This is a genomic window from Flagellimonas sp. (assembly GCF_965601775.1).
Lineage (GTDB): Bacteria > Bacteroidota > Bacteroidia > Flavobacteriales > Flavobacteriaceae > Flagellimonas.
Map to the genome: position 1 here is coordinate 3013546 of NZ_OZ271837.1, position 21721 is coordinate 3035266.

General features: G+C 40.4%; 15 protein-coding genes and 1 tRNA gene. 5 read left to right on the plus strand and 11 right to left on the minus strand.

Features of this window, described 5'->3' with window-relative positions; all coding sequences use genetic code 11:
* The first annotated feature begins 135 nt into the window (after window positions 1-135).
* On the plus strand, window positions 136-2373 hold the full coding sequence (pbpC, locus tag ACSLUF_RS13990; protein WP_435623385.1) for a penicillin-binding protein 1C: 2238 nt from the start codon (window positions 136-138) through the stop codon (window positions 2371-2373).
* A 1-nt stretch (window position 2374) separates the two neighbouring features.
* On the opposite strand, the gene der is transcribed toward pbpC, so the two are convergent.
* Complete coding sequence (gene der / locus ACSLUF_RS13995; RefSeq protein ID WP_435623386.1) at window positions 2375-3676, minus strand: ribosome biogenesis GTPase Der; 1302 nt, start codon at window positions 3674-3676, stop codon at window positions 2375-2377.
* Window positions 3677-3751: 75 nt separating this feature from the next.
* Here der and ACSLUF_RS14000 point away from each other — a divergent pair, with 75 nt between their 5' ends.
* Window positions 3752-4255 (plus strand): GTP-binding protein, encoded by a 504-nt coding sequence (locus ACSLUF_RS14000; protein ID WP_435623387.1) that lies wholly within the window; start codon window positions 3752-3754, stop codon window positions 4253-4255.
* Between the two features lie 70 nt (window positions 4256-4325).
* Here ACSLUF_RS14000 and ACSLUF_RS14005 read toward each other — a convergent pair whose 3' ends face one another.
* The 3 genes from ACSLUF_RS14005 to ACSLUF_RS14015 all read right to left on the minus strand — a co-directional run bounded on the left by ACSLUF_RS14005 (window position 4326) and on the right by ACSLUF_RS14015 (window position 8199).
* Window positions 4326-5870 carry a choice-of-anchor I family protein gene (locus tag ACSLUF_RS14005; RefSeq protein ID WP_435623388.1) on the minus strand — a complete coding sequence of 515 codons (1545 nt, stop codon included), beginning with the start codon at window positions 5868-5870 and terminating at the stop codon, window positions 4326-4328.
* Between the two features lie 75 nt (window positions 5871-5945).
* On the minus strand, window positions 5946-6764 hold the full coding sequence (gene era / locus ACSLUF_RS14010; RefSeq protein WP_435625844.1) for a GTPase Era: 819 nt from the start codon (window positions 6762-6764) through the stop codon (window positions 5946-5948).
* A 52-nt stretch (window positions 6765-6816) separates the two neighbouring features.
* Window positions 6817-8199 (minus strand): alanine/glycine:cation symporter family protein, encoded by a 1383-nt coding sequence (locus ACSLUF_RS14015; RefSeq protein ID WP_435623389.1) that lies wholly within the window; start codon window positions 8197-8199, stop codon window positions 6817-6819.
* A 270-nt stretch (window positions 8200-8469) separates the two neighbouring features.
* Between ACSLUF_RS14015 and ACSLUF_RS14020 the strand changes: the two genes are divergently transcribed.
* Together ACSLUF_RS14020 and ACSLUF_RS14025 are read left to right on the plus strand one after the other, a co-directional pair.
* Window positions 8470-8542, plus strand: a tRNA-Met gene (locus tag ACSLUF_RS14020).
* Window positions 8543-8554: 12 nt separating this feature from the next.
* Entirely contained in the window at window positions 8555-9847 is a 1293-nt protein-coding gene (locus ACSLUF_RS14025) for a tyrosine-type recombinase/integrase (protein WP_435623390.1), read from the plus strand.
* An 895-nt stretch (window positions 9848-10742) separates the two neighbouring features.
* Here ACSLUF_RS14025 and ACSLUF_RS14030 read toward each other — a convergent pair.
* The 3 genes from ACSLUF_RS14030 to ACSLUF_RS14040 all read right to left on the minus strand — a co-directional run bounded on the left by ACSLUF_RS14030 (window position 10743) and on the right by ACSLUF_RS14040 (window position 14141).
* The gene (locus tag ACSLUF_RS14030) at window positions 10743-11243 is read right to left on the minus strand and encodes a YybH family protein (protein WP_435623391.1); all 501 of its coding nucleotides are present in this window, start codon (window positions 11241-11243) and stop codon (window positions 10743-10745) included.
* 85 nt (window positions 11244-11328) lie between these two features.
* Complete coding sequence (locus tag ACSLUF_RS14035) at window positions 11329-11910, minus strand: Crp/Fnr family transcriptional regulator (protein ID WP_106144836.1); 582 nt, start codon at window positions 11908-11910, stop codon at window positions 11329-11331.
* 995 nt (window positions 11911-12905) lie between these two features.
* Window positions 12906-14141, minus strand: coding sequence for a DUF1028 domain-containing protein (locus ACSLUF_RS14040; protein WP_435623392.1), 1236 nt, complete (start codon window positions 14139-14141; stop codon window positions 12906-12908).
* Between the two features lie 670 nt (window positions 14142-14811).
* On the opposite strand from ACSLUF_RS14040, the gene ACSLUF_RS14045 reads away from it, so the two are divergent.
* Window positions 14812-16350: a Fic family protein gene (locus ACSLUF_RS14045; protein WP_435623393.1), complete on the plus strand. Its 1539-nt coding sequence runs from the start codon at window positions 14812-14814 to the stop codon at window positions 16348-16350.
* Between the two features lie 618 nt (window positions 16351-16968).
* Here ACSLUF_RS14045 and ACSLUF_RS14050 read toward each other — a convergent pair.
* The 4 genes from ACSLUF_RS14050 to ACSLUF_RS14065 all read right to left on the minus strand — a co-directional run bounded on the left by ACSLUF_RS14050 (window position 16969) and on the right by ACSLUF_RS14065 (window position 21586).
* The gene (locus ACSLUF_RS14050; RefSeq protein WP_435623394.1) at window positions 16969-17478 is read right to left on the minus strand and encodes a hypothetical protein; all 510 of its coding nucleotides are present in this window, start codon (window positions 17476-17478) and stop codon (window positions 16969-16971) included.
* A 4-nt stretch (window positions 17479-17482) separates the two neighbouring features.
* Window positions 17483-17731 carry a hypothetical protein gene (locus ACSLUF_RS14055; protein WP_435623395.1) on the minus strand — a complete coding sequence of 83 codons (249 nt, stop codon included), beginning with the start codon at window positions 17729-17731 and terminating at the stop codon, window positions 17483-17485.
* A 450-nt stretch (window positions 17732-18181) separates the two neighbouring features.
* Complete coding sequence (locus ACSLUF_RS14060; RefSeq protein ID WP_435623396.1) at window positions 18182-19219, minus strand: methyltransferase; 1038 nt, start codon at window positions 19217-19219, stop codon at window positions 18182-18184.
* 264 nt (window positions 19220-19483) lie between these two features.
* On the minus strand, window positions 19484-21586 hold the full coding sequence (locus ACSLUF_RS14065) for a penicillin acylase family protein (RefSeq protein WP_435623397.1): 2103 nt from the start codon (window positions 21584-21586) through the stop codon (window positions 19484-19486).
* Between the last annotated feature and the right edge of the window lie 135 nt (window positions 21587-21721).

Sequence of the window (21721 nt, forward strand, 5' to 3'; positions counted from 1 at the left end):
CCAATGAAAAGGGTATGGTTCATAAAAAGATTCCTTCTCAGGAACCGAATAAAATTGTCCGGGTTCTTAATAATTTTCTTGGTTTGGCTTTTCTGTCTACCAAAAAATCTGTTTAAGGAACCCACCTCAACGGTTGTGACCAGTTCTGAAGGCTTTCTGCTTGGAGCCCGAATTGCAGAAGATGGTCAATGGCGTTTTCCACAGGTCGATTCAATCCCTCATCGATTCAAACAAAGTGTTTTACTTTTTGAGGACGAATACTTCTATCAGCATCCGGGTTTTAATCCAGTTTCCATATGCAACGCCTTAGTCCATAACCTCACCAAAGAAACCAGAAGAGGTGGGAGCACGATTACCCAACAAGTCATTCGTTTAAGTCGGAAAAATAGACCTCGGACCTATTTTGAAAAGGCCATCGAGCTATTCATGGCTACCCGCTTGGAATTTCGCTATTCCAAGGAAGAAATTTTGGAGCTCTACGCTTCAAACACGCCCTATGGCGGTAATGTAGTGGGATTGGAAACGGCATCTTGGCGCTATTTCGGTATCCCTGCCCATGAACTGAGTTGGGGACACGCCGCTACGCTGGCAGTTTTACCAAACGCTCCTTCCTTAATTTTTCCGGGTCGAAATGAGTCCGTTTTATTACAGAAAAGAAATCGTTTGCTGAAGAAATTATGGGACAACGATCAAATGGATCGGACCACATATGAACTGGCCATTGCAGAACCTTTACCCCAAAAACCTTTACAGCTTCCGAATATTGCACCCCATCTCACGGAGCGAATTAAACAGGAGCATCCTGAAAAACGTATCCAGACCTCAATTGACATGCATTTGCAACAGCAGGTCAATGGTCTAGCGGAAAACCATCATATTCGACTTAAAAGTAATGAGATAAACAACCTATCCATTTTGGTTTTGGATGTGGAAACCCGACAAGTGTTAAGCTACGTAGGCAACGCACCAACTAATAAAGAGCATAGCAATTATGTAGACATCATTACAAAAAAACGAAGTACTGGAAGTACGCTGAAACCTTTTCTGTTTGCTTCTTTAATGCATGAAGGACAACTGTTGCCCAATGCCTTGGTCGAGGATGTCCCGACGGTCATTAATGGTTATCATCCAAAAAACTTCAGTAAAAAACATGTCGGAGCGGTATCCGCTAGCAGGGCCCTTTCCCGGTCACTCAATGTCCCCGCGGTTCGTTTGTTACGTTCCTACGGACTCCAAAAATTCTATAACAAGTTAAAAACGATGAATTTGGGTTCTCTGGACAAGCCCTCCTCGTATTATGGACTTTCCCTGATTTTGGGGGGTGCTGAAAGTTCTTTGTGGGACATTACCAAAACTTATGCTTCTGCCGCCTCAACACTCAATCATTTTGTCAACAATTCCAGTACCTACCGAACGGATGAGTTTGTTGAACCCACGTATTTGTCCAACACCTCCATTTCCTTTGGAGATGTGCAACGTGAAGCTCCTATTCTGGATGCTGGTGCTATTTTTCACACCTTCAAATCGTTAAGGGAAGTAAATCGACCTGAAGGTGCTGAGAATTGGCAGTTTTTTGACTCGTCACAACCTATAGCTTGGAAAACAGGAACCAGTTTTGGCTTTAAAGATGCTTGGGCTGTAGGAGTTACTCCTAAGTATGCCATTGGCGTATGGGCTGGCAATGCGGATGGAGAAGGAAGGCCTGGACTAACGGGAATTGAAGCTGCCGCTCCTATCTTATTTGATGTATTGGATGTATTACCTCATAGTGGATGGTTTCAAGAGCCATTTGATGAGCTCAAGACCATAAACATTTGCAAGGAAAGTGGTTCCATTGCTTCGGTTTTTTGTGAAAACACAGAAAGGCAATTGCTTCCAAAAAACGGTCTGAAGAGTAAACCATGCCCCTATCACCAACAGCATTTTTTCAATGTTGCCGGAACATTTCGAGTAAACTCATCTTGTTACCCTCTGGAGAATATGGTCAGCAAAACGTGGTTTGTTTTACCTCCCTTAATGGAATATTATTATGCCACTTCCAATCCCAACTACAAAATTTTACCTCCATACTTGAATGCATGTTATTCCGAAGAAAGCCAACGAATGGCTTTTATTTACCCCAAGCCCAATGAAGACATTTTGGTTCCCAAAGACTTGGGCAATCATGCCACGGAAGTCTTATTTAAATTGGCCCACCAACAAACCGAAACCCGAGTACATTGGTATTTGGATAAGACCTATGTGGGTTCAACCGAAGATTTCCATGAGTTGCTATTGGATGTTCCTGCTGGGGAATATCTCCTTTCCGCTATGGATGATTCTGGAAATCGAATTCAACAAAAAGTAAACATAAAACCTGCTTCTGGAAGCTAGGTTACTTTTTCCGCATAAAAATGGTCATAGGAACCCCGGAGAAGTCAAAATGCTCTCTCAACTTATTCTCTAAAAATCGTTTGTAGGGGTCCCGTACATATTGGGGCAAATTACAGAAAAAAGCAAACTGCGGATACGGTGTAGGCAACTGGGTGATGAACTTAATCTTTACATATTTACCTTTGTAAGATGGTGGCGGGGTGTTTTCAATTATGGGCAATAAAACATCATTCAACTTTCTGGTTGGAATTTTTTTAGAACGACTTTTATACACATCCACGGCCGTTTCAATCGCCTTATAAATACGTTGTTTAGTTAGCACGGAAATAAACAAAATAGGGACATCGGTAAAAGGTTCCATCTGCTTTTTGATTTTTTCTTGATAGTCACGAACAGAATTGGTTTCTTTTTCCATCAAATCCCATTTGTTGACCAAGACCACAATGCCTTTATTGTTACGTTGGGCCAGCCAAAAAATATTCTGTACCTGGCCGTCAAAGCCTCTTGTGGCATCCAAAACAAGCAAACACACGTCGCAATGTTCTATAGCCCGAATAGAGCGCATTACGGAATAGAACTCCAAATCCTCCTTGACCTTTGCCTTTCTTCGGATTCCAGCGGTGTCCACCAAATTGAATTCGAACCCAAAACGATTGTAGCGCGTATCGATACTATCTCGCGTAGTTCCTGCAATATCCGTAACAATGTAGCGGTCTTCCCCTATCAATGCATTGATAAACGATGATTTTCCCGCATTGGGTCTACCCACTACCGCGAATCTAGGTAGTTCATCATCTTCTTCCTCGCTCTCGGGAAGCACCTCAACCAAGGCATCCAACAATTCTCCCGTACCGCTCCCGTTTATACTGGAAAGCGGATAGTATTCACCCAGTCCCAGAGCATAGAATTCCACCGCATCGGCAGCGCGTTGGGCATTATCGACTTTGTTAACCGCCAGAAAAACAGGTTTATCTACTTTTCGCAACAATCGGGCTACCTCCTCGTCCATTCCCGTGACCCCAGACTCTACATCTACCATAAAAATGATGGCATCCGCCTCATCAATGGCCAGTTCTACCTGTTTATCAATTTCCTTCTCAAAGACATCATCGCTTCCCACCACATAACCTCCGGTATCAATCAGAGAGAACTCCTTTCCATTCCAGTCGCTCTTTCCGTAGTGACGATCACGAGTAACACCACTTACCGCATCAACAATCGCCTCTCTCCTTTGAATCAATCGATTAAAGAATGTGGACTTTCCAACATTTGGTCTACCAACTACAGCTACAATGGCTCCCATGCGTTTCTATTTTCGGCAAAAATACCATTATTTATAAAGAAAAAATGTTACCTTTTTTGGGCATGCTACGGTACCATGAGTGACCTAACCAATGACATCGTACTTCGCCCACGATTTAAAATCGATTTGGCTACTGATTTAGAGTCTTTGAAAAAGAATTTTGACAGGACTTCTGAACCTCCTTTTGTGCTAAAACGTTTGGATGAACACATCTACCTACGTTTTCGAAAAGAACACACCAATTTTTGGTCTCCACAGCTTCATTTAGAACTCACTTCTTTTGAAAAAAATAAAAGCACCATTCATGGTGTATTTGGTCCCAACCCCACTTTATGGACCTTTTTTATGTTTCTGCACTTTGGAATAGGAACCTTATTCGTAATTCTGGGCATTTTTGCCTATTCAAAATATTCTCTAGGTAATGATATTACCTTATGGGTAGTTGGAATGTTTTTTTTGGTGGTGCTATGGTTTGCCCTTTATGCAATTGGAAGGTTTGGAAAATCTCAAGGTAAAGGCCAAATGAAACAACTGAGCCTTTTGCTGGAGGATTTGATTCAGAATCTTCCTAGGTCATGAAATCAAAAAGGCGCAAGAACAATCTCGCGCCTTCTGATAAACATACATAAATTATGAAACAGAAACTAAGTTAGTCGTTTTCATAAATGGTAACCGTACCACTTACTTCGTTGCTTACAATGAGCAAATCTTTTCCTGTTGGACTGTCTTCGGCTGAAATTGGAAGAACCCCCTCAGGTCCTATATCCCCATCGGTAGCCAATATTTGAATAAATTCAGGAAAGCTTGGATTTGAAATATCATATACCAAAACTTGATTATTACGTTCCAAACCAACAAAAAGAATTTGACGTTCTCCTATTTGAAGGATACTCACCGCCTCAGGTTCTGCACCCTTATCATCGCTTCGGTTATCTCCCCCGTTGAATGCATCTGGAGTTAAGTCCAAAGTGATTTCTGCAATATCATTTCCACTGTCATACACTAATTGACCTTGCCCGGACCAAATGCTAAAGGAACGTGCTCCGTAATTGTAGAGTTCATCGAAATCGCCATCACCATCCGTATCACCCAAAGTGGTTGTTGATTGTAGTCTTCCTAAATTCTCATCCAACTGTAGCGTTGCAGCATCTGGAAAAGCCGTTTCATCAAATACCAAATCTGCCATCCGCTCTTCTTCAGAAAAGCCATCATAATCCCTAGCATCACCTTCATTGGCAGATACCACATAATCCATTCCGTTAACACTATAGTAGGCTATAGCATCCGGTTGGTAGATTCCGAAAACAGGAACGCTTCTTAGTTCTTGTCTTCCATCCTCATTACTTGGGTCGATTTCATTTCCAGGAAGGGAATAATCTTTGAATCCCAAGGGAAGAATGCTCTCTATTTGCATGGTTTCCAAGTTTACGACTGCTAAACCATTGTTTTCTTGAAGTGCCACCCAGGCCGTAGTACCGTCATCCGAGATGGTTAAAAACTCTGGCTCGACATCAGTTGCCAAGTCAGCACCTGGTCCAAAAACTCGGAACCCAGCCGATTCCAAAGCCTCTTCTTGTGCATTAAATCCAGAAAATCCCAAAGTAGTCACTTCCATGGTTTCAACCTTAATAATACTAACACTGCCTTCTGGATCAACGGTATACTCATCATTGGGTTCACCTTCGTTTGCCGTAAGCGCATATTCTCCATTAGGAGTGAAAGCTACCATATCAGGCAATGCCCCTGCATGTGCAATACCTATTTCTTCCAAAGTGGTAGTATCAAAAAACTCCACGAAACCATTTTCCTGTTCATTTACAGCCGCAATGGCAACGGCTAGAATTCCATTACTCACTGCAACACTGTTTGGAGAACCTGGGTTTGGGCAATTTACGGAACCAATACGCGAGGGTGAATTGATGTCCGAAATGTCAAAAACGGTGACCTCATCCAAAGCACCATTGGTAACAAACAGTCTTTGGGTATGCGGGTCGTAGGCTGAAATTTCAGCAGAATCTTCACCATCTACGTCAAAAGTATTCACAGAGCTGAAGTCCACCGAGGCAACCACTGGAGTATCATCTGTTGGTTCATCGTCAGAACCGCCATCGCCTAAAAAGTCATCTATTTTATCGCAAGAAAAGCACGTTAAAAGTAAAAATGTGGGGAGTAGTAGTTTAAAGTAATTCTTCATTTTGTTTGGTTTAAATTTCCTGAGAAGGTCTAAACCCAAAATGAAGTAATGGTTATTCAAACACTAAAAAAAGCTTTAGTTATTGTAACCAAAACGTTTTAACTGATTCGAATTGCTCCGCCAATTTTTATTTACCTTAACATAGAGTTCAATATGGACCTGCTTGTCGAAGAATTTTTCCAAATCTTTTCGAGCTTCCACCCCTACTTTTTTTAAAGCGCTTCCCTTGTGCCCGATAATGATTCCCTTTTGTGTATCCCGCTCTACCATAATAACTGAACGGATTCTTATGATCTTGTCATCTTCCAAAAATTCCTCAGTTTCTACTTCGACGGCATAGGGAATCTCCTTTTTGTATTGAAGTAATATCTTTTCCCGAATGGTTTCGTTGACGAAAAACCGTTCTGGTTTATCCGTGAGTTGGTCTTTGGGATAATAGGGAGGTCCTTCAGGTAACAGCTCTAGAATACGATCAAAGACTTCCTTCACATTGAAGTTTTCCAATGCCGAAATGGGATAGATTTCCACTTTAGGGAGTAACTCTTGCCAGTATTGTATCTGTTCTTCCAAATGCGCTTGGTCGGAAGTATCAATCTTATTTAATAAGAGAAGGACAGGAATTTTACTATTTGATATTTTTTTGAAGAAGTTTTCATCCTTTAGTCCTTTTTCCCCTATCTCCACCATATAAATAAGTACATCAGCATCCTCGAAAGCGGATTTTACAAAATCCATCATAGAAGATTGCAGCTCATAGGCCGGTTTGATGATACCTGGGGTATCCGAAAAAACCACTTGAAAATCATCACCATTTACAATTCCAAAAATTCGATGTCGGGTAGTTTGTGCTTTAGAGGTGATAATAGAGAGTTTCTCTCCTACCATCGCGTTCATAAAGGTCGATTTTCCGACATTCGGATTACCAATAATATTTACAAATCCGGATTTATGCACGTTGTTCTTTCATTTTGATGAAGTATGTTTTAGCCGCCTGATTTACTTTAGGAGCCAACAATAAAACAGCTATCATGTTCGGAATGACCATCAAGGCATAGGAAAGGTCAATAAGATTCTTTACTACTTCTAGAGAAGCAATGGCCGCGAATACAATCATAATCACAAAATAGATATTGTACAACTTTCCTATTTTGGCATTGGTCAAAAAAGAAAGACTCTTCACCCCATAATAGGAATAGGTAAATAAAGTAGAAAGGGCAAAAGCAGTGACAATAATCATCAGTAAATCATCCCCAAAACCTCCTAAGGTCGACCGAAACGCTTGTAAAGTCATCACGATTCCACTGGTGTCCTCCAAATAGGCGCCACTTAAAATGATGACCACCGCTGTGAACGTACATACCAAAATGGTATCAATAAAAGGCCCCAGCATGGCTACCAATCCCTCTCTGATGGGTTCATCATTTTTGGATTGTCCATGGTACATTGGGGCGCTACCCAAACCTGCTTCATTGGAAAACATAGCACGACGTACACCAATAATCACCAAGCCCCAAAAACCTCCGGTGACCACTGTTTTGAAATTCCATGCTTCTGAAAGTATCAGTTTTAAAGCGGGAAGTACTTGTGATGCATTCAAAACCATTACCACTACCACCGCAATGAGGTAAACAGCTACCATAAAAGGCACAATGGCCGTTGCTACTTTAGCTATATTTTTTAAGCCTCCAAAAATCACAAAGGAAGAAATAATCGCAAGTACTATACCTATGGTCAACTTCCAGTTGAATAAGGGGTCTGATTCGGTTCCCCCCATTGCGATAAGGCTCTCCTCAGGAACAACCACACTCATAAAGGTTTCGGTAAACTGATTGGCGGTAAAAACCCCTAAAAACCCAAAGAGCCCGGCAATACTAAAAAAAATGGCTAGCGGCTTGGCCTTTTTTCCCAATCCTTGGGTGATGTAGAACATTGGACCTCCCTGCATTTTTCCCTCAGAATCCTCTCCCCGATACATGATGGACAGACTACATGAATAAAATTTGATGCACATACCGATTAAGGCCGTCATCCAAATCCAAAAAACCACTCCCGGGCCTCCATCATGGATGGCAATCGCTACTCCAGAGATATTTCCCAACCCTACGGTGGCAGCAACGGCAGCAGAAAGTGCTTGCAAAGAACTCACATCCCCTTTCGCTTTTTTATCATCATACTTCCCTGCTGTAATGGCAATAGCATGACCGAAATAGCGATACGGAAGGAATTTGGAAGACACCACTAGAAAAAGTCCGCCCCCTATCAAGAGGACAAACATGGGCCATTCAGTTGCTGTTATGGCGTTAACCAAAAAATCGTTGAGTTGCTCCATGGTTCGAAGATATACAATTCAAATCAAGAGTTAGCACCTCCTCCTTGAGTATGAAAGATACTTGGACTCCGCTCCGTATTAGTTCGACCTGTTGATTTGAATTCGCTTTGCTTTTCAAGTCAGAGTTTGACCGTTTCCCAGAATAGAAGATGCTTCGACCGCGCTCAGCATTAGTTCGACTTGTTGATTTGAATTCGCTTCGCTTTTCAAATCAAGGTCTCACTAATTTGGAAATATGTTTAAAAGAGTTGTATATTTGCCGTCCGATATCGCGGGGTAGAGCAGTAGGTAGCTCGTCGGGCTCATAACCCGAAGGTCACAGGTTCGAGTCCTGTTCCCGCTACTTCATAATCCATTGAAAACCAGATTTTTAAATCTAAATTCAATGGATTATTTTTTTGGTATATTGCAAAGCGTACACGCGACCGCACAAAAAATGGGCATCAGCAAGAAATATACCGAGCCTAAACTCTACCACGGGGGGAAGTCCTTCGACCTCTCAAAACGATGGTACATCTACTACTCCTACCAGCACCCCGAGCTTAAGGACCAGCACGGAAACCCACGTATGGTCCGACAGCCGAACATCACCATGAAGTTCAACCGCAGGTACAAGGACAAAAAGGAACGCCTGATGCATTTCGAACTCGTCCGGGAGGCGCTCCACGATGCCCTTAAAAACGGCTATTCCCCATATAACTCCAACTTTAAGGCCGAGAACAAATATTCTGTGGAGGCGGCACTGGATTTTGCCTATGGGCTCAAGAAAACCTCCCTGAGCAGTTCCTCCGATAGGGACTACCGCAGTCGGCTGGGCCAGTTTAAAAGGTACCTCAAAAAAAAGGGTTCCCTGCATAGGAACATACTGGAACTGGACAAGAAACTGGTGAACGCTTACCTGAATGGGATACTCAAGGCCAGCAGTGCCAGGAACCGCAACAATACCAGGGTGGTCCTCAGTGCCCTGTTCGCAGAGCTGGAAGCCAACGATATTATCCCAAGGAACTTTGTGGCCAGTATCAAGGTCCTGAAATCGAACCCAAAGCGCAACAAGACCTATTCCCTTGAAGTCGTTGACGGTATGTTCCGCTTCATGGAAGAGCACGACCCGATCCTTTTGCTCTTTATCAAGTTCATATCCTATAATTTCCTGCGCCCAATAGAAGTTTGCCGTCTCAGGTTAGGGGACATAAACATCAAGCAAAAGCTACTCCATGTAAGGGCAAAGAACAAATTGGTCAAGACCAAGATTATCCCAAATATCGTCATCAACGAAATCCAGGAACTGGATTTTTCCAGTTCCGACCATTTTTTGTTCACCCCAAAGGGCATCGGACCGTGGGAATCATCGGAAGAAAGTAGAAGGGATTATTTCACCAAAAGGTTCAAGGACCTGAAGGCCAAGTACAATAAATTTTTGAAAGCACATGGAAAATCGTTCCAGCTGGGCACGGACTATACCTTGTATTCCTTTAGGCATACTTTTATCACAAAACTTTACCGACAGCTGCGCAAAGAATATTCCCAGACAGAAACCAGGGACAAATTAATGTTGATTACTGGCCATTCCACGCTAAAGGCCCTCATCGCATATCTCAGGGATATCGATGCGGAGCTCCCGGAGGATTATAGCGGGTACCTTTCTTAAAACAAAATTCATTGGAAATACTAGAAATGTACCTATTGATTGGGTATGGCATATGAATTCATACTTTTTTAGGATTGACTCTTTTAAACCGCGGATTTGTTTCTTTTTCATTGTACCAAGACTTGTAGAAGTCAAGTACTTAGACACCATGACATACGCTGTTTAGTTTAAATCACAGATTACCTTTTTTTTCAACCACCCATCTACAGTAATAAATGGCCCTTGAAAGGCCAAATAACGATATCGACCATGAAATTTGGATTTGCAAGGATATCCACAAAGGAGCAAAATCTGGTAACCCACATGGATTTCTAAACAAAAGTAGATGTGAAGAGATCTACTCGGACGTTACCAGTGTCGCAAGGAACAATTAAAAAGGTCTTAACGGACTGATTAAATATATGCGTCAAGGAGACACCATTATTGCTTCCAAAAAAGATAGAGTTTTCCGTTCCTTGAAAAAAAAATCGAACTCATAGATAAGTTCAATGGTGGCCGGTCTTTACTTCAAAAGTTTGGGCGAACAAGAATTTGGTACAGAGTCTGCAAATGGAAGCTTTCCTTTCGTAGATTTTTGCAGCAATTGTCGAGTTTGAATGCAACCTAATCATTGAACGCACAATAATAGGGCTTGAAAATAAAAGGGCGGGAAGCAAACTATTATGTAAAAAAAGGAACCCAATCATAAATATCATTACGCAATTCGCTTTCTTCAGGGTGGAAAAAGTCCTTTAATTTTTGGTTTCTGGGGACAGTGGAAATTTTGCCGATAGCAAAAAGACAAAGGTGGTTTAAAAGAATTTAACTTTTAAACCATCTCTGTTTAACCCATTGATCGAAATACCAATCAGATGCTTAACCCTTGCGGGTTTGAACCAGCATAATAGCAATCTCACTATCCTTTCGGTTCAGTTTTATTGAACATATATCGGGCAATCTTCCATGCTCCACCTATTTTTTCAAACACAAAAAGTTCTCTATTGGTTTCGGGTACCTCAACTCCATTTGCATGGATTTTAACGGTTCCCCTTGAACTGGTGACAGCAAAGGCCATGTTTCCCTCCACTTGGATTTCTTCAATGAAGAATTCAATATTTAGTTGGATTTGCGAGAAGACGAATTCGTAGGATTTTAAAATGCCTTCCGAACCTATTCCCGAAGGCGCCTCTGTGGGCATAAAAACACCGTCCTTTGTGTAGAGCGATTGGGCCAAATTGGCATCCGAAGTGTTCAATGACTTCTCATATTTGCTCAATAAATTTTCAATTTTTTGCTTTTCCTCTTTTTGCATGATTTCAGTTTTTTGTTTAGACAATTGATTTGATTCTTGATTTTGTTTTTGACCACACGACATTAGTATAAGTAAGGTCAAAGCGGGTACTACTAAACGTTTCATGATTTTCAATTTTGTTCTAAACAAAGTTCAGGGAACCACATTGAGCTAGCCTATAAGGCAGTTTAAGAAATAACCTTAAGGTATTTTAAGATTTTGCGAGTTTCTTTCGAATGGTACTTAGGAATTCAGGTGTCATACCAAGGTAAGAGGCAATCTGAACATTAGAAATTCGATGGAAAAAATACGGGTATCGTTCTACAAAATCAAGATATCGTTCTTCTGCAGTAGAACTAATATTGTGTAGAATTCTTCTTTGGGCGCTCACAAGAGCATTCTCTGTCAATACCCTGAAAATTCGGTTGAATTTTGGAAATTCAACAAAAAGTCTAAGTTGCTCTTCTTTAGCTATTTGCAGAATTGTTGAATGCTCCAAGGCCTCAATATAAAGTCGGGATGGCTCTTCACTATGAAAGCTTCCAATGTCTCCAATCCACCAATTTTCTATGGCAAACTGAAGATTATGTTCCTTTCCATTTTCGTCAACCATAAACATTCGGAAACAGCCTTCAATTACGAAGGTATTAACTGCGCTTACGCCTCCTTCTTGAAGGATAAATTGTCTTCTCTTAACTTTTCTTAATTTGAAAAACCTATCAACGGCGGCCATTTCTTCTTCATCCAACGGAAGAAGTTTGTGGAAGTACTCTATAAGTAGTTTTGTATTCATTGCAATTCGCTTCAACAAGTATTTATGACTGATAATCAAATATCTTGCCGGAGAATAAAATTAACCAATTAATCAACTTGATTTATCGTAAGTGGAAGTGCCTCAAAGAGGTAATTGAAGGTAACCCTCTTTGAAAATACATAAATTTCCAGAAATTGTTCCATTTACAGCCCTGGAACATTACCATCAACGACGCCTAAATGTGGCGCTGTGGTCTCCGAGCTTGTTTAATTGATATAAGCGGGACGTAGTACAAATTTTTTGGTAGAGTGCTAAACAAGACAATGTGCATATCGAATTTTGTACATCGTCCATGATTATGACTAGGTTCCTAACGCTTGATTTAAGCCACTGAATAGAATATGTCTACTCAAAAAGTTAATGGAAAAGGAGATATTATTTTAATTAGTACAGGGGCGGGTATGTTAGCGCACATTGCCTCATATGCATGATGAAGTCTTTGTGGCACGAATAATAAAACCAAAGAGGTTACCATCATGAACCAACCGATATAGCTGGATATTTCTGGAAATTTTGAATATTTTGAATAAATGACAAGTCCCGCGGCAGATATCATACAAATCGTAATCTCAGAGTAATTTATCAAGTTAGTACTACCAGCCTTCCGCAAATTCTATCTTGCCTCTGTTGGTTTTAGGAGTATTAATAACCAAACTCCAATAAGGAAAATGCCGAAGAGGATTACTATATACTTGGCAATGATTGTCATAATTTCCACAGTCCTTTTGGGGTCTAATTTTAATGATCTACAAAGCCCATCGATGGCGAAGGGCAAAAGGAGTCCGCGTTGTACATACTTTTGCGTGCCCGAAGGGATATTGCCATGGACGGCCTCGACTATGATTTCGTTGCTGCAATTTCCGAAGGAACTTTCAAACCGAAATCAAGCCATAAGAAAAGCAATAATAGTTCTTTCTCTTTACCAACAGATCAGCTATCATTTATGGCCCTTTATAGCAGTCGTGCTTTTCTAATTATTTTTTCCGCAATCGTTCCAAGAGAATTTCAGCCTCGATATTTGTACCGTCTATTTCTAAGGCTCTTTCCAAATGTCCAATAGCTTTGTCCCGCTCTTTTTCATAGAAATAGCTCCTGCCAAGCAAAAAATTTATGTAAGAGGATTCGATTTTTCTGGATATAAGTCGATTTCCCAACTCAATGACCTCTAATTCCCTTCCTAGGTTACTCAACATTCCCATAGCACTTTCCCAATCCGTAACGGTAAAGTTTCCAGGTTTTATAATTGATTGCATTTCAGGACTTTCTCGTAGAAAGTAAAAAGCGGGTAGATAAACTGACCATTTTGGGTTTTCTGCAAGTCCTTTCTTTATCCAGTTAATTGCCGGACCTTCCTTTCCCAGAGCGATGTTCGCACGTGCAATTTTTGCATACATTCCAGTCCAACCGTCTAGCATGGATTCTGCCTCTTTCAATTTTTGTGTTGCCCTTTTTTCATTTCCCTCTCGATTTGCATAAAGTGCTTGGTTGAGACGAATTCTCCCATAGTGGTAGTCCATTAAGGTTTCCAGTTCTTTTATTGGTTTTTTTGAATTGTCAACACGGAGGTCAATCTGATTATACCATTCATTTTCTGCACCTTTCACTACGATAGCAGCTGACTGCTTTCCCGAGATTTGTCCGCCAGCTTCTTGCCCTGCAATCAAGCTTTTCAAAAGTCGTTGCGCCAAGGTTCCCGTAGAAGTTTCGAAGGTTTCTGACATTTTAGAAAGTACATTTTTGTCGAGTTGATTGCCGATGGCAACGTAATTTTCACCTAAAATTTCTGAGGTATGGCCATTCCAATATTTCAAGGAACTACCTGTGAAAGCAAAAACATTTCCATTTGCGTCTATTCCTGATATTTGCCGATAATTCGCCTGATTGTCTTTATCCCTAATCTCAAGGATTGCCTGTTCCACAGTTTTACCTTCCTTAAGTTTTTCAATTCCCCCAATTCCATATTTAGGTTCAGTCTCCGCAATAACCGAAAATGCACCTACTTCAGGTTCTATGTAAATTGTGGAATTTCCAACATAAATGTTATTGGTAGCTACTGCAATTCCCCATTCTTGCGCGTTTTCGTCATAAGCCAGAATTGAGAAAGTGGAGTTGATATTCCTGTCAGTAATTAGACTAGGCAGATTTTGCCCAAAAGAGCATAGGGTAAAAGCTATTAGAAGCAATAATAAAAAACTTCTTTGATTTTTCATTTGAACGATTTTGAATTGATGAATGATTTTTGGCTAGCATTACTGTTAATAGGCTTGTTTATGGTGTGTGAGGTGTTGCCTCACCGGGATCTATCATTGCGCCTCATACGTTATAAGTACTGTCGATGGCCGTACCTTTTGTCCCAAGACCCTCGTAAATTTAAGAAAAACCTTTATAGAGAATGAAGTGAGATGGCATGCTCTTTAGGACGTAATTTTATTATGGCATTTTATGGGAATTCATCCCCGAAGATGAATCCAAACAACCATAAAAGAAGGAAAGCTATTGCGAAACGGATTAAAGAGCTACGTATAAATTCGGGTCATCGCAGTTATGAGACCTTTACCACCGACAATGGCTTATCTCGTAAAACTATTGGCGCATAGAAAGGCGGTAATTTCAATATCACCACCTAAGTACTAAGCGAATCAATCTCTTTTGATTGAATTCTTTTCAAAAGATATATCAGAAATAAGCATCGCTTTTGGCTCCATAATCCACACCAAAAATGTCGGTTTATTGAAATTGGAAAGGCTTATCAGTTTAGCCCAACTCTTTTTCATAAACATGAAACACGTTTTCATGTTATTTTACCATTTATAACTGTTTTTCATGAAAAGTAACCGACTTTCATGCTATATTTGTAATTATATTTCATGAAACGTAATTATGAGTAATCAATTTTCACGAAAAAAAATCAATTTTCACGATAGGGTCTTACCAGAGGAAGGAATTTTGATCGGGTATGGTTGGCTGCTACAAATTATCGAGGATACAAGAAATAGACGATTGCCGCTACCAGAGCGACTTGCGATTATAACAGAAAAACAACAGCGGTACAATACGCCGCAATGGCAGGTATTTGCAAAACGGTATATGCCCGAGGATAGTGCCATTGGCCATCTCACTTTCGCGCTAAAGTACGAAGGTCTTGATTTGCTCATTTTAAAAGAGTTTTTTTTAGCAGTCGGTGATACCCCTGTAATGAGCATGATGCAGAACGAGCCTACTGGCCAATATTCCAGAAGGATTTGGTTCCTATATGAATGGCTTTTCGATAAAACATTAGACATTCCCGATTTAAAAACCGGGAATTATGTTGAAGTTGTAAACCCCAAGCATCAATATGTGGGTCCTGTTGAAAATAGTACGAGGCATCGGGTAAAGAATAACTTGCCCGGTACCAGGGAATTTTGTCCCATGATACGTAAGACCAAAAAACTGGAGGCTTTCACGTTAACAAAATTTCCTGAAATCATGGAAAAAGGGTTAAAAGGAAGAAACAAGGATTTGATTCGCAGAACGGCCGCATTTCTTTTGTTGAAAGATTCGAAGGCATCCTTTGCCATCGAGGGGGAATATCCTCCAAACATGAGAGCCAGAAATTGGGGCAAGGCTATTGGGCAAGCAGGTAAAAAACCGTTGACCATTGACGAGGTACAGCGTCTTCAGGATATTGTAATCGGCACCAAAAAATTGAAGCACATGGGCATCCGCAAAGGTGAAGGGTTTATTGGTGAACATGACCGTGAGAGCTTACTTCCGATGCCTGACCATATTTCAGCTAAGGCAGAAGACCTTAAATCACTGCTAGGTGGGTTGATTGAAACCAACAACCTATTGCAAAGCAGTAGCTATAACCCAGTTTTGGCGGCAGCCAGTGTCGCTTTTGGTTTTGTGTTCATCCACCCTCTTTCTGACGGAAATGGCAGGATACATCGATATATAATACATCACATTTTGGTCCGCATGGGCTACACCCAGAGGGATATGATTTTTCCGATTTCGGCAGCTATATTGAATCGAATCGGAGAGTACCAAAATATTCTGGAGCACTTCTCATCACCAAGACTTGATCTTATCGAATGGAAGCCAACCCCTGACCACAACGTTGAAATCTTGAACGACACCATTGACCTCTATCGCTATTTTGATGCCACATCGCAGACAGAGTTTCTTTATGAATGTGTCGAGGAGACCATTGAGAAGATAATACCCGAAGAGTTGGATTTTCTGGAAAAATATGACCAAATTACCCATCGAATCAACGCGTTGGTTAATTTGCCCAACAACAAAGTAGATCTGTTGATCAAGCTTCTCAACCAAAACAGCGGAAAACTGTCAAAAAACAAAAAGACGAAAGAATTTGATCAATTGTCCCTAGAGGAAATTGAAAGCATTGAAAAATTCTATGCTTCAGTCTTTTAACAAGGGGGTTCATATTTTTTCTTACGATGAGAAACATTAAGAATTTTGAGTAATTCTTTTTTATTCATTTCTGCTTATCATAATGACAAAAAGCAATTTTTTTGTGACTTTTTTATTTGAGTTTAGCCGCCACTAACTACAAAAACGCTTCGGTGGCCATAAATGGGACTATGGACTTTTAGAGAAATACCAACATCAATCACTTCCTGAAAAAAGTAATTGGCAAAAAGGCATGGTTCAATATCGTGTCAAAACGGAATTTCCACCAGCAGCCAATAACTTTTCCAATGTTTAGTTTTTTTTGAAAGCCTATGACTATTATTAGAATGAAACGCTTTTGGAATCTTGCTAAAAGTATCTGTTCCTATGGCTGCACAAAGGTACCTTCATTAGGCAGAAACCTCAGAACGTTTATGTAAGACAATACCCTTGCTAGATTCAAGTTTAATCCAATTTCAAAACCTTTGCAGAGTTATTGTAGAAAATGTTTTTTCCTCTTTTACGTTAAAAAATCAAGGTTATTTTGAAAATCAACGGATTTACCAATTGCAAAATGCCATTTCACTCCATCTGAACCGAAAATCACAAATTAGGCATGGCCCCTTTTGGTAGCGGTTTTTAATTTTCGTTCAAAAAATCAAACACCACATTATTCTGATCAGACTCCATCACACCGGTCCAACTACTTATCCACCATCTGCCCTTTTCGAAGTAAAGCTGGATACTGTTAATTCCTCTTGTAGTTGACTCCACATCGGGATTGGTTCTTACTTCAAATGCACTCCAGACCTGGGCAATATTTCCATATTGGCTTACCTTCCTTTTCAGTTCTTTTTCGAACCAATCCTCTTTAGGGAAGAGCAGCAAGGAGATGTATTCTTCTTCCAATGAGTATGGTCCTACTTTCCCATTCTCATCCCATCGAGTAATAACCGCACCTTCTGCATGAATGTACTTGTCACGCTCAAATTGCCATGGATCTTGACTGGAGCCAGATATCACGTCATAATATGCATCAATAATGGCGTTTATTGACTTTACATCTTCAGCATATTTATTCTCTAGAGTTTGTCCGAAAACTGAAGAATAGAACATTGATATGATAGTGAAAAGTATAGTTCTTGTCATTATTTTAATCTTTACCGAGCTTGACATTATTCTCAGTGGCCGGTAAACCAATGAAGAGTATTTTGTGCAAATTGTTTCCATTCAAATTCTTCCTAATTAATTCTTTCCTTAAAATGCGCTCCATCATCTCCCTTAAGGATTGTGGCTGTATATAGTTTTGTATCCCCATGCCCGCCACTTTTACTTCGTTGACTTTTCCTGCCAAACATTGTGAGCTACTGCTACCAATTGGTCCTACTACTACTGACTGCATAAGGTTTTCGGTTGATGTTGACTGCTCCAATAGGTTAGCCTAATTATTAAATATAGAGCTCTTTTTTCACAAATGAAGCCTTCAGGTAACTTCAAGTCATCTAGGTGGTACGCAGGGTCGGTCATCGGATAGTCCTTGTTGGAATTCAAATAGAATCAGGCTTTAGAAGCGCATTTCCATATTTGATAGCTATTTTTCATGGTAATACTATATATAATATACTGAAAACCTGTGATTTAATACAAAACTAATACACTCTTTAAGCGCCTAATTTAGTAGTAAGGACTAATTTTTCATTTTTTCTTGGGCTTAAATTGGTCTTGTGCCATAAAATCGTATTCCGATAATCTAGAGAATCTAACGTTGATTAATTGTTGGTCATATTAATGCTTTTTCTTTAGTAGAGAGCAGTATTGGACTATTGGATTCCGTACGTACAGGCAAATGTTCCTACTTAAATGCGATAACAGCACTTGATGGACCAGTTAAAGGCATCACATTTGTTCGACTAAACCCTACTTCTTTTGCCCATTGGGTAAAATCGGAGGCTGTAAAATCAAAACCTTGATCTGTCTCGATTGCCATATTTAAGGACATCATTAATCCGAAAGCATTCTTATTTCTTTCATCATCAATGATATTTTCAATAACAATAAGAGCTCCTCCTTCAGGTAAGGCATTATATGCCTTTTTTATTAACAATAATTTGTCATCAGAACCCCAATCGTGAAGAATATTTCCCATTGTGATAACGTCTGCACGTGGTAATTCATCCTTAAAAAAATCTCCTGAACGGACTTCTATTCTGTCGCCTAATCCAAAATGTTCTACATTTTCTTTAGCTATTGGGCTTACAGGAGGCAGATCAAATGAAATACACCTAATATGTCCATTATTTTTTACTATGTGTATGGAAAGATTAGCTCCTGAGCCGCCAACATCACAAAGTGTATTATATATTGAAAAATCAAAATCATCAGCTAGCTTCATAAAATTCCCGGCTTGAACACCACCCATGCCATGAATAAACTCTCTAAGTCTGTCTTCATTTGCATAAATGGCTTCAAATAATGGTTTACCTCCATTTTTAGTCTCATTTTGTGGTTTGCCAGTTTTTAGACACTCTTCTAAGTCGTTCCAAAAAGGATACAACCTATTGTTTGACATTTCTAATATACCTCCTATATAACTTGGTTTGTTTTTATCTAAAAACAAGGCTGAATCGTCTGAATTACCATATACTGCATTCTCCTTTAATCCAGAACGGTTCAAAAACCCCAATGCCACTAAAGTGTCGAGGAAATCAAAAAGGGACCTGCTATTTAATGCTAATTTATTTTGAATTTCCTGACCTGTCATTGTACCATTTGCGAGATGTGTGAACAGCCTCATGTTAACTGCTGTGAGCAGAGTTTTTGATGCCCAAAACCCCATTCCAATTTGCATTATTTTGGATGGGTTAATTTGATTTTCATTAGCTGTGTCCATAATATTTTTGTTTAGGTTTTTTAAGTGCTGTATTTAATTCCTTTGTGCAGCGAATATTTTTTTTAAATGTCTTTATGCTGCAAATTTTAGTTCATAATGCATTGTTTCTTTTGGCGTTTTTTATCTAATAATTTTTTCAAGGTTTTGCCAATGTCGATCATTTGGGTGACTTTTTACCCTGCCTTGGCTGGAAAGCGAATGCAGGGTATTTGGTTCTAATCGTTTCCAATCACAATTTCCCATATTTTTTTCAAAATGTTACATTTAATTCATTCGCTCCATACATTCTTTTCTAAGTAAGTGCTGCTCCTGGCTTGCCCGGTCAAACCAAATGTCCCTCAACTCATTTTTACTGAATAGTTCCAGTTGATCTCCATAGTGGGGGCTGTCCGGGTTGGAAGAATTGCCATAGGAGAGCAGGCCTTTCGCTTTAATGTTTTCGCCCATCTCCACAACCATCACGAATGAATCTCCAAAAAACCCAGTGAAATGGTCTTTGTTTTCCGAATCAGGCAATGCCGAAAGAATCCTAAAAATCCCCAGTGATTGGTTACCTCCCGTAGCGGCATACTCATACTTCCCCCTTTTCAAGCGGTAGTAGTCTCCATAAAGTACTTCAAGTGAAGGATATTTTTCCAGGTGCATTTGAGCTGCCGTTTTGAGTATTCCTATCATTTCTTCTGGGTTCTTAAAATCATCTGGCGTTTTAAGAGGATCATCAATCGTCCATTGTTTTTCAAACCCTACGTTCAGCAAACCTCTAGATGAGACCGCTTTTTGTGTTGCCCAAGTATTTACGAACTCCATAAAAAAAATAGCTCCCGAACTTTGGCTATCGTAGGTTGCGTCCCAATCTGTTATGGTTTCAATAGCGGCCAAAACAAGTGAATCAGATGTCTGCCTTTTCAGCTCCACCAAGTCATCTTGTATTCGTAAAGCAAACTCTGCCTTATTATCATGCTTTAAAGCTACCAGCTCGTCAAAACTGATGTTATCATTTTCATGAAGCAGTCTCGCTGACCGCTGCGGTCTCAAATAAAATCGACCTTCTATTTCAGGTGTAACATGTGAAGCAAAATGCTCGGCATTCAACACCCTTGGTACTGTATTGAGGAAAGGAGGTTCATTCGCGTTTTGCAGCCAGCCTCCAGGAGGGTTCACCACCATTGGCAGCTCATTACTTTCGTAATAACGGGTCCAGATGTTTACACTTGAGTCTCCCGGGACAACATCCTGCCATTTGTTCCAGTCTCCGTTCTTCTTAGGGATCAGACCCCCAAAATGGTGCATGATGTTGCCGCTCTTGTCCGCATATAGTGTATTGAGAAAAGGCATTTGCCTCAATGAAAGGGCCTCATTGAATTCGTCCAGGTTTTTAGCCTTGCCCATAAGGTGGTACTGTTCCAAAAAAGGGGTATAGCCGTCCATTTGTGCAAAGCGCATGGCTATGGCCGTATCATCTGTATCTGTTATTACCACACCATGTCTGGTTTTCCTTCGGGTCAATTCGTGGACTACGATAGTGCCATCTTCTTTCAATTCTTTGACAGTGTAGCTACTCTCCTCGAATGGCAGGTATTCTCCATCTAAGTAATAGCTGTTGCCCTTTTTCTTCACTTCATAGAAGTCTGTGTTGTCCATCGGGTTCACAGTATGCGTCCAGGATACATTTTCATTGAATCCAATAACGATACTTGGCTGCCCTACTAGTGAAACCCCGTACAGATTATGGTCATCGGTAATCAATTGCTGCTCGTGCCAAAGCATTGGTTCTGCCCACCAGAGGTGTGGATTGGCTACCAGCATGGCATTACCGGTTGAAGTTTTCTTACCAGAAATGGTCCATGCATTCGATCCTGCATTTAATCGCTGAGCAGCCTGCAATTCCCCCTTGATGAGAAACTCATAATTGATAATCCTGAAGTAGTGGGCTATCAGGTCCGTTTCCCGTACGGGAAGTATTTTTAGATATTCTTCGTTCAGACTGCTCCGATGCCTTTCAGTGTAAGCATTGACTCCATCGGCAAACGAGGATAGCATTTGCTGGTACTTGGGCGCAAGGTTCTCGTAAGAAGTTTCAAGCTGGTCAATAATACCTAGATGGTGCATATTTTTATTGACTTCAAAACCGTCTCCCCAAAGTTCAGCACTTACCCCGCGGGCCTCACCGTAAAGTTTCAAAATCAGATCGCCATGGTTTTTCATCTGCGCCCAACCTGCCATATAATATAGGTTGGAATCTGAGGAAGCGTAAATGTGTGGAACACCATAGCTGTCCCATAGTATTTCATCTTTTGTGCTGGCCTTCTCGGAGACAGAGCAGGCGCTAAGTCCGCATAAGATTAATAAAAATTTGAGGTATTTCATGTGTATATAGTTTGTTTTTCAATGGTCACATGCCTGCCTGTCAGCAGACAGGAAATTCGCAATAAAAATTTATCGAACAGTTGGTAAAAATTCAGTCAAGAATGTTTATGCTGATTTTATGTAATTAATTGTTAT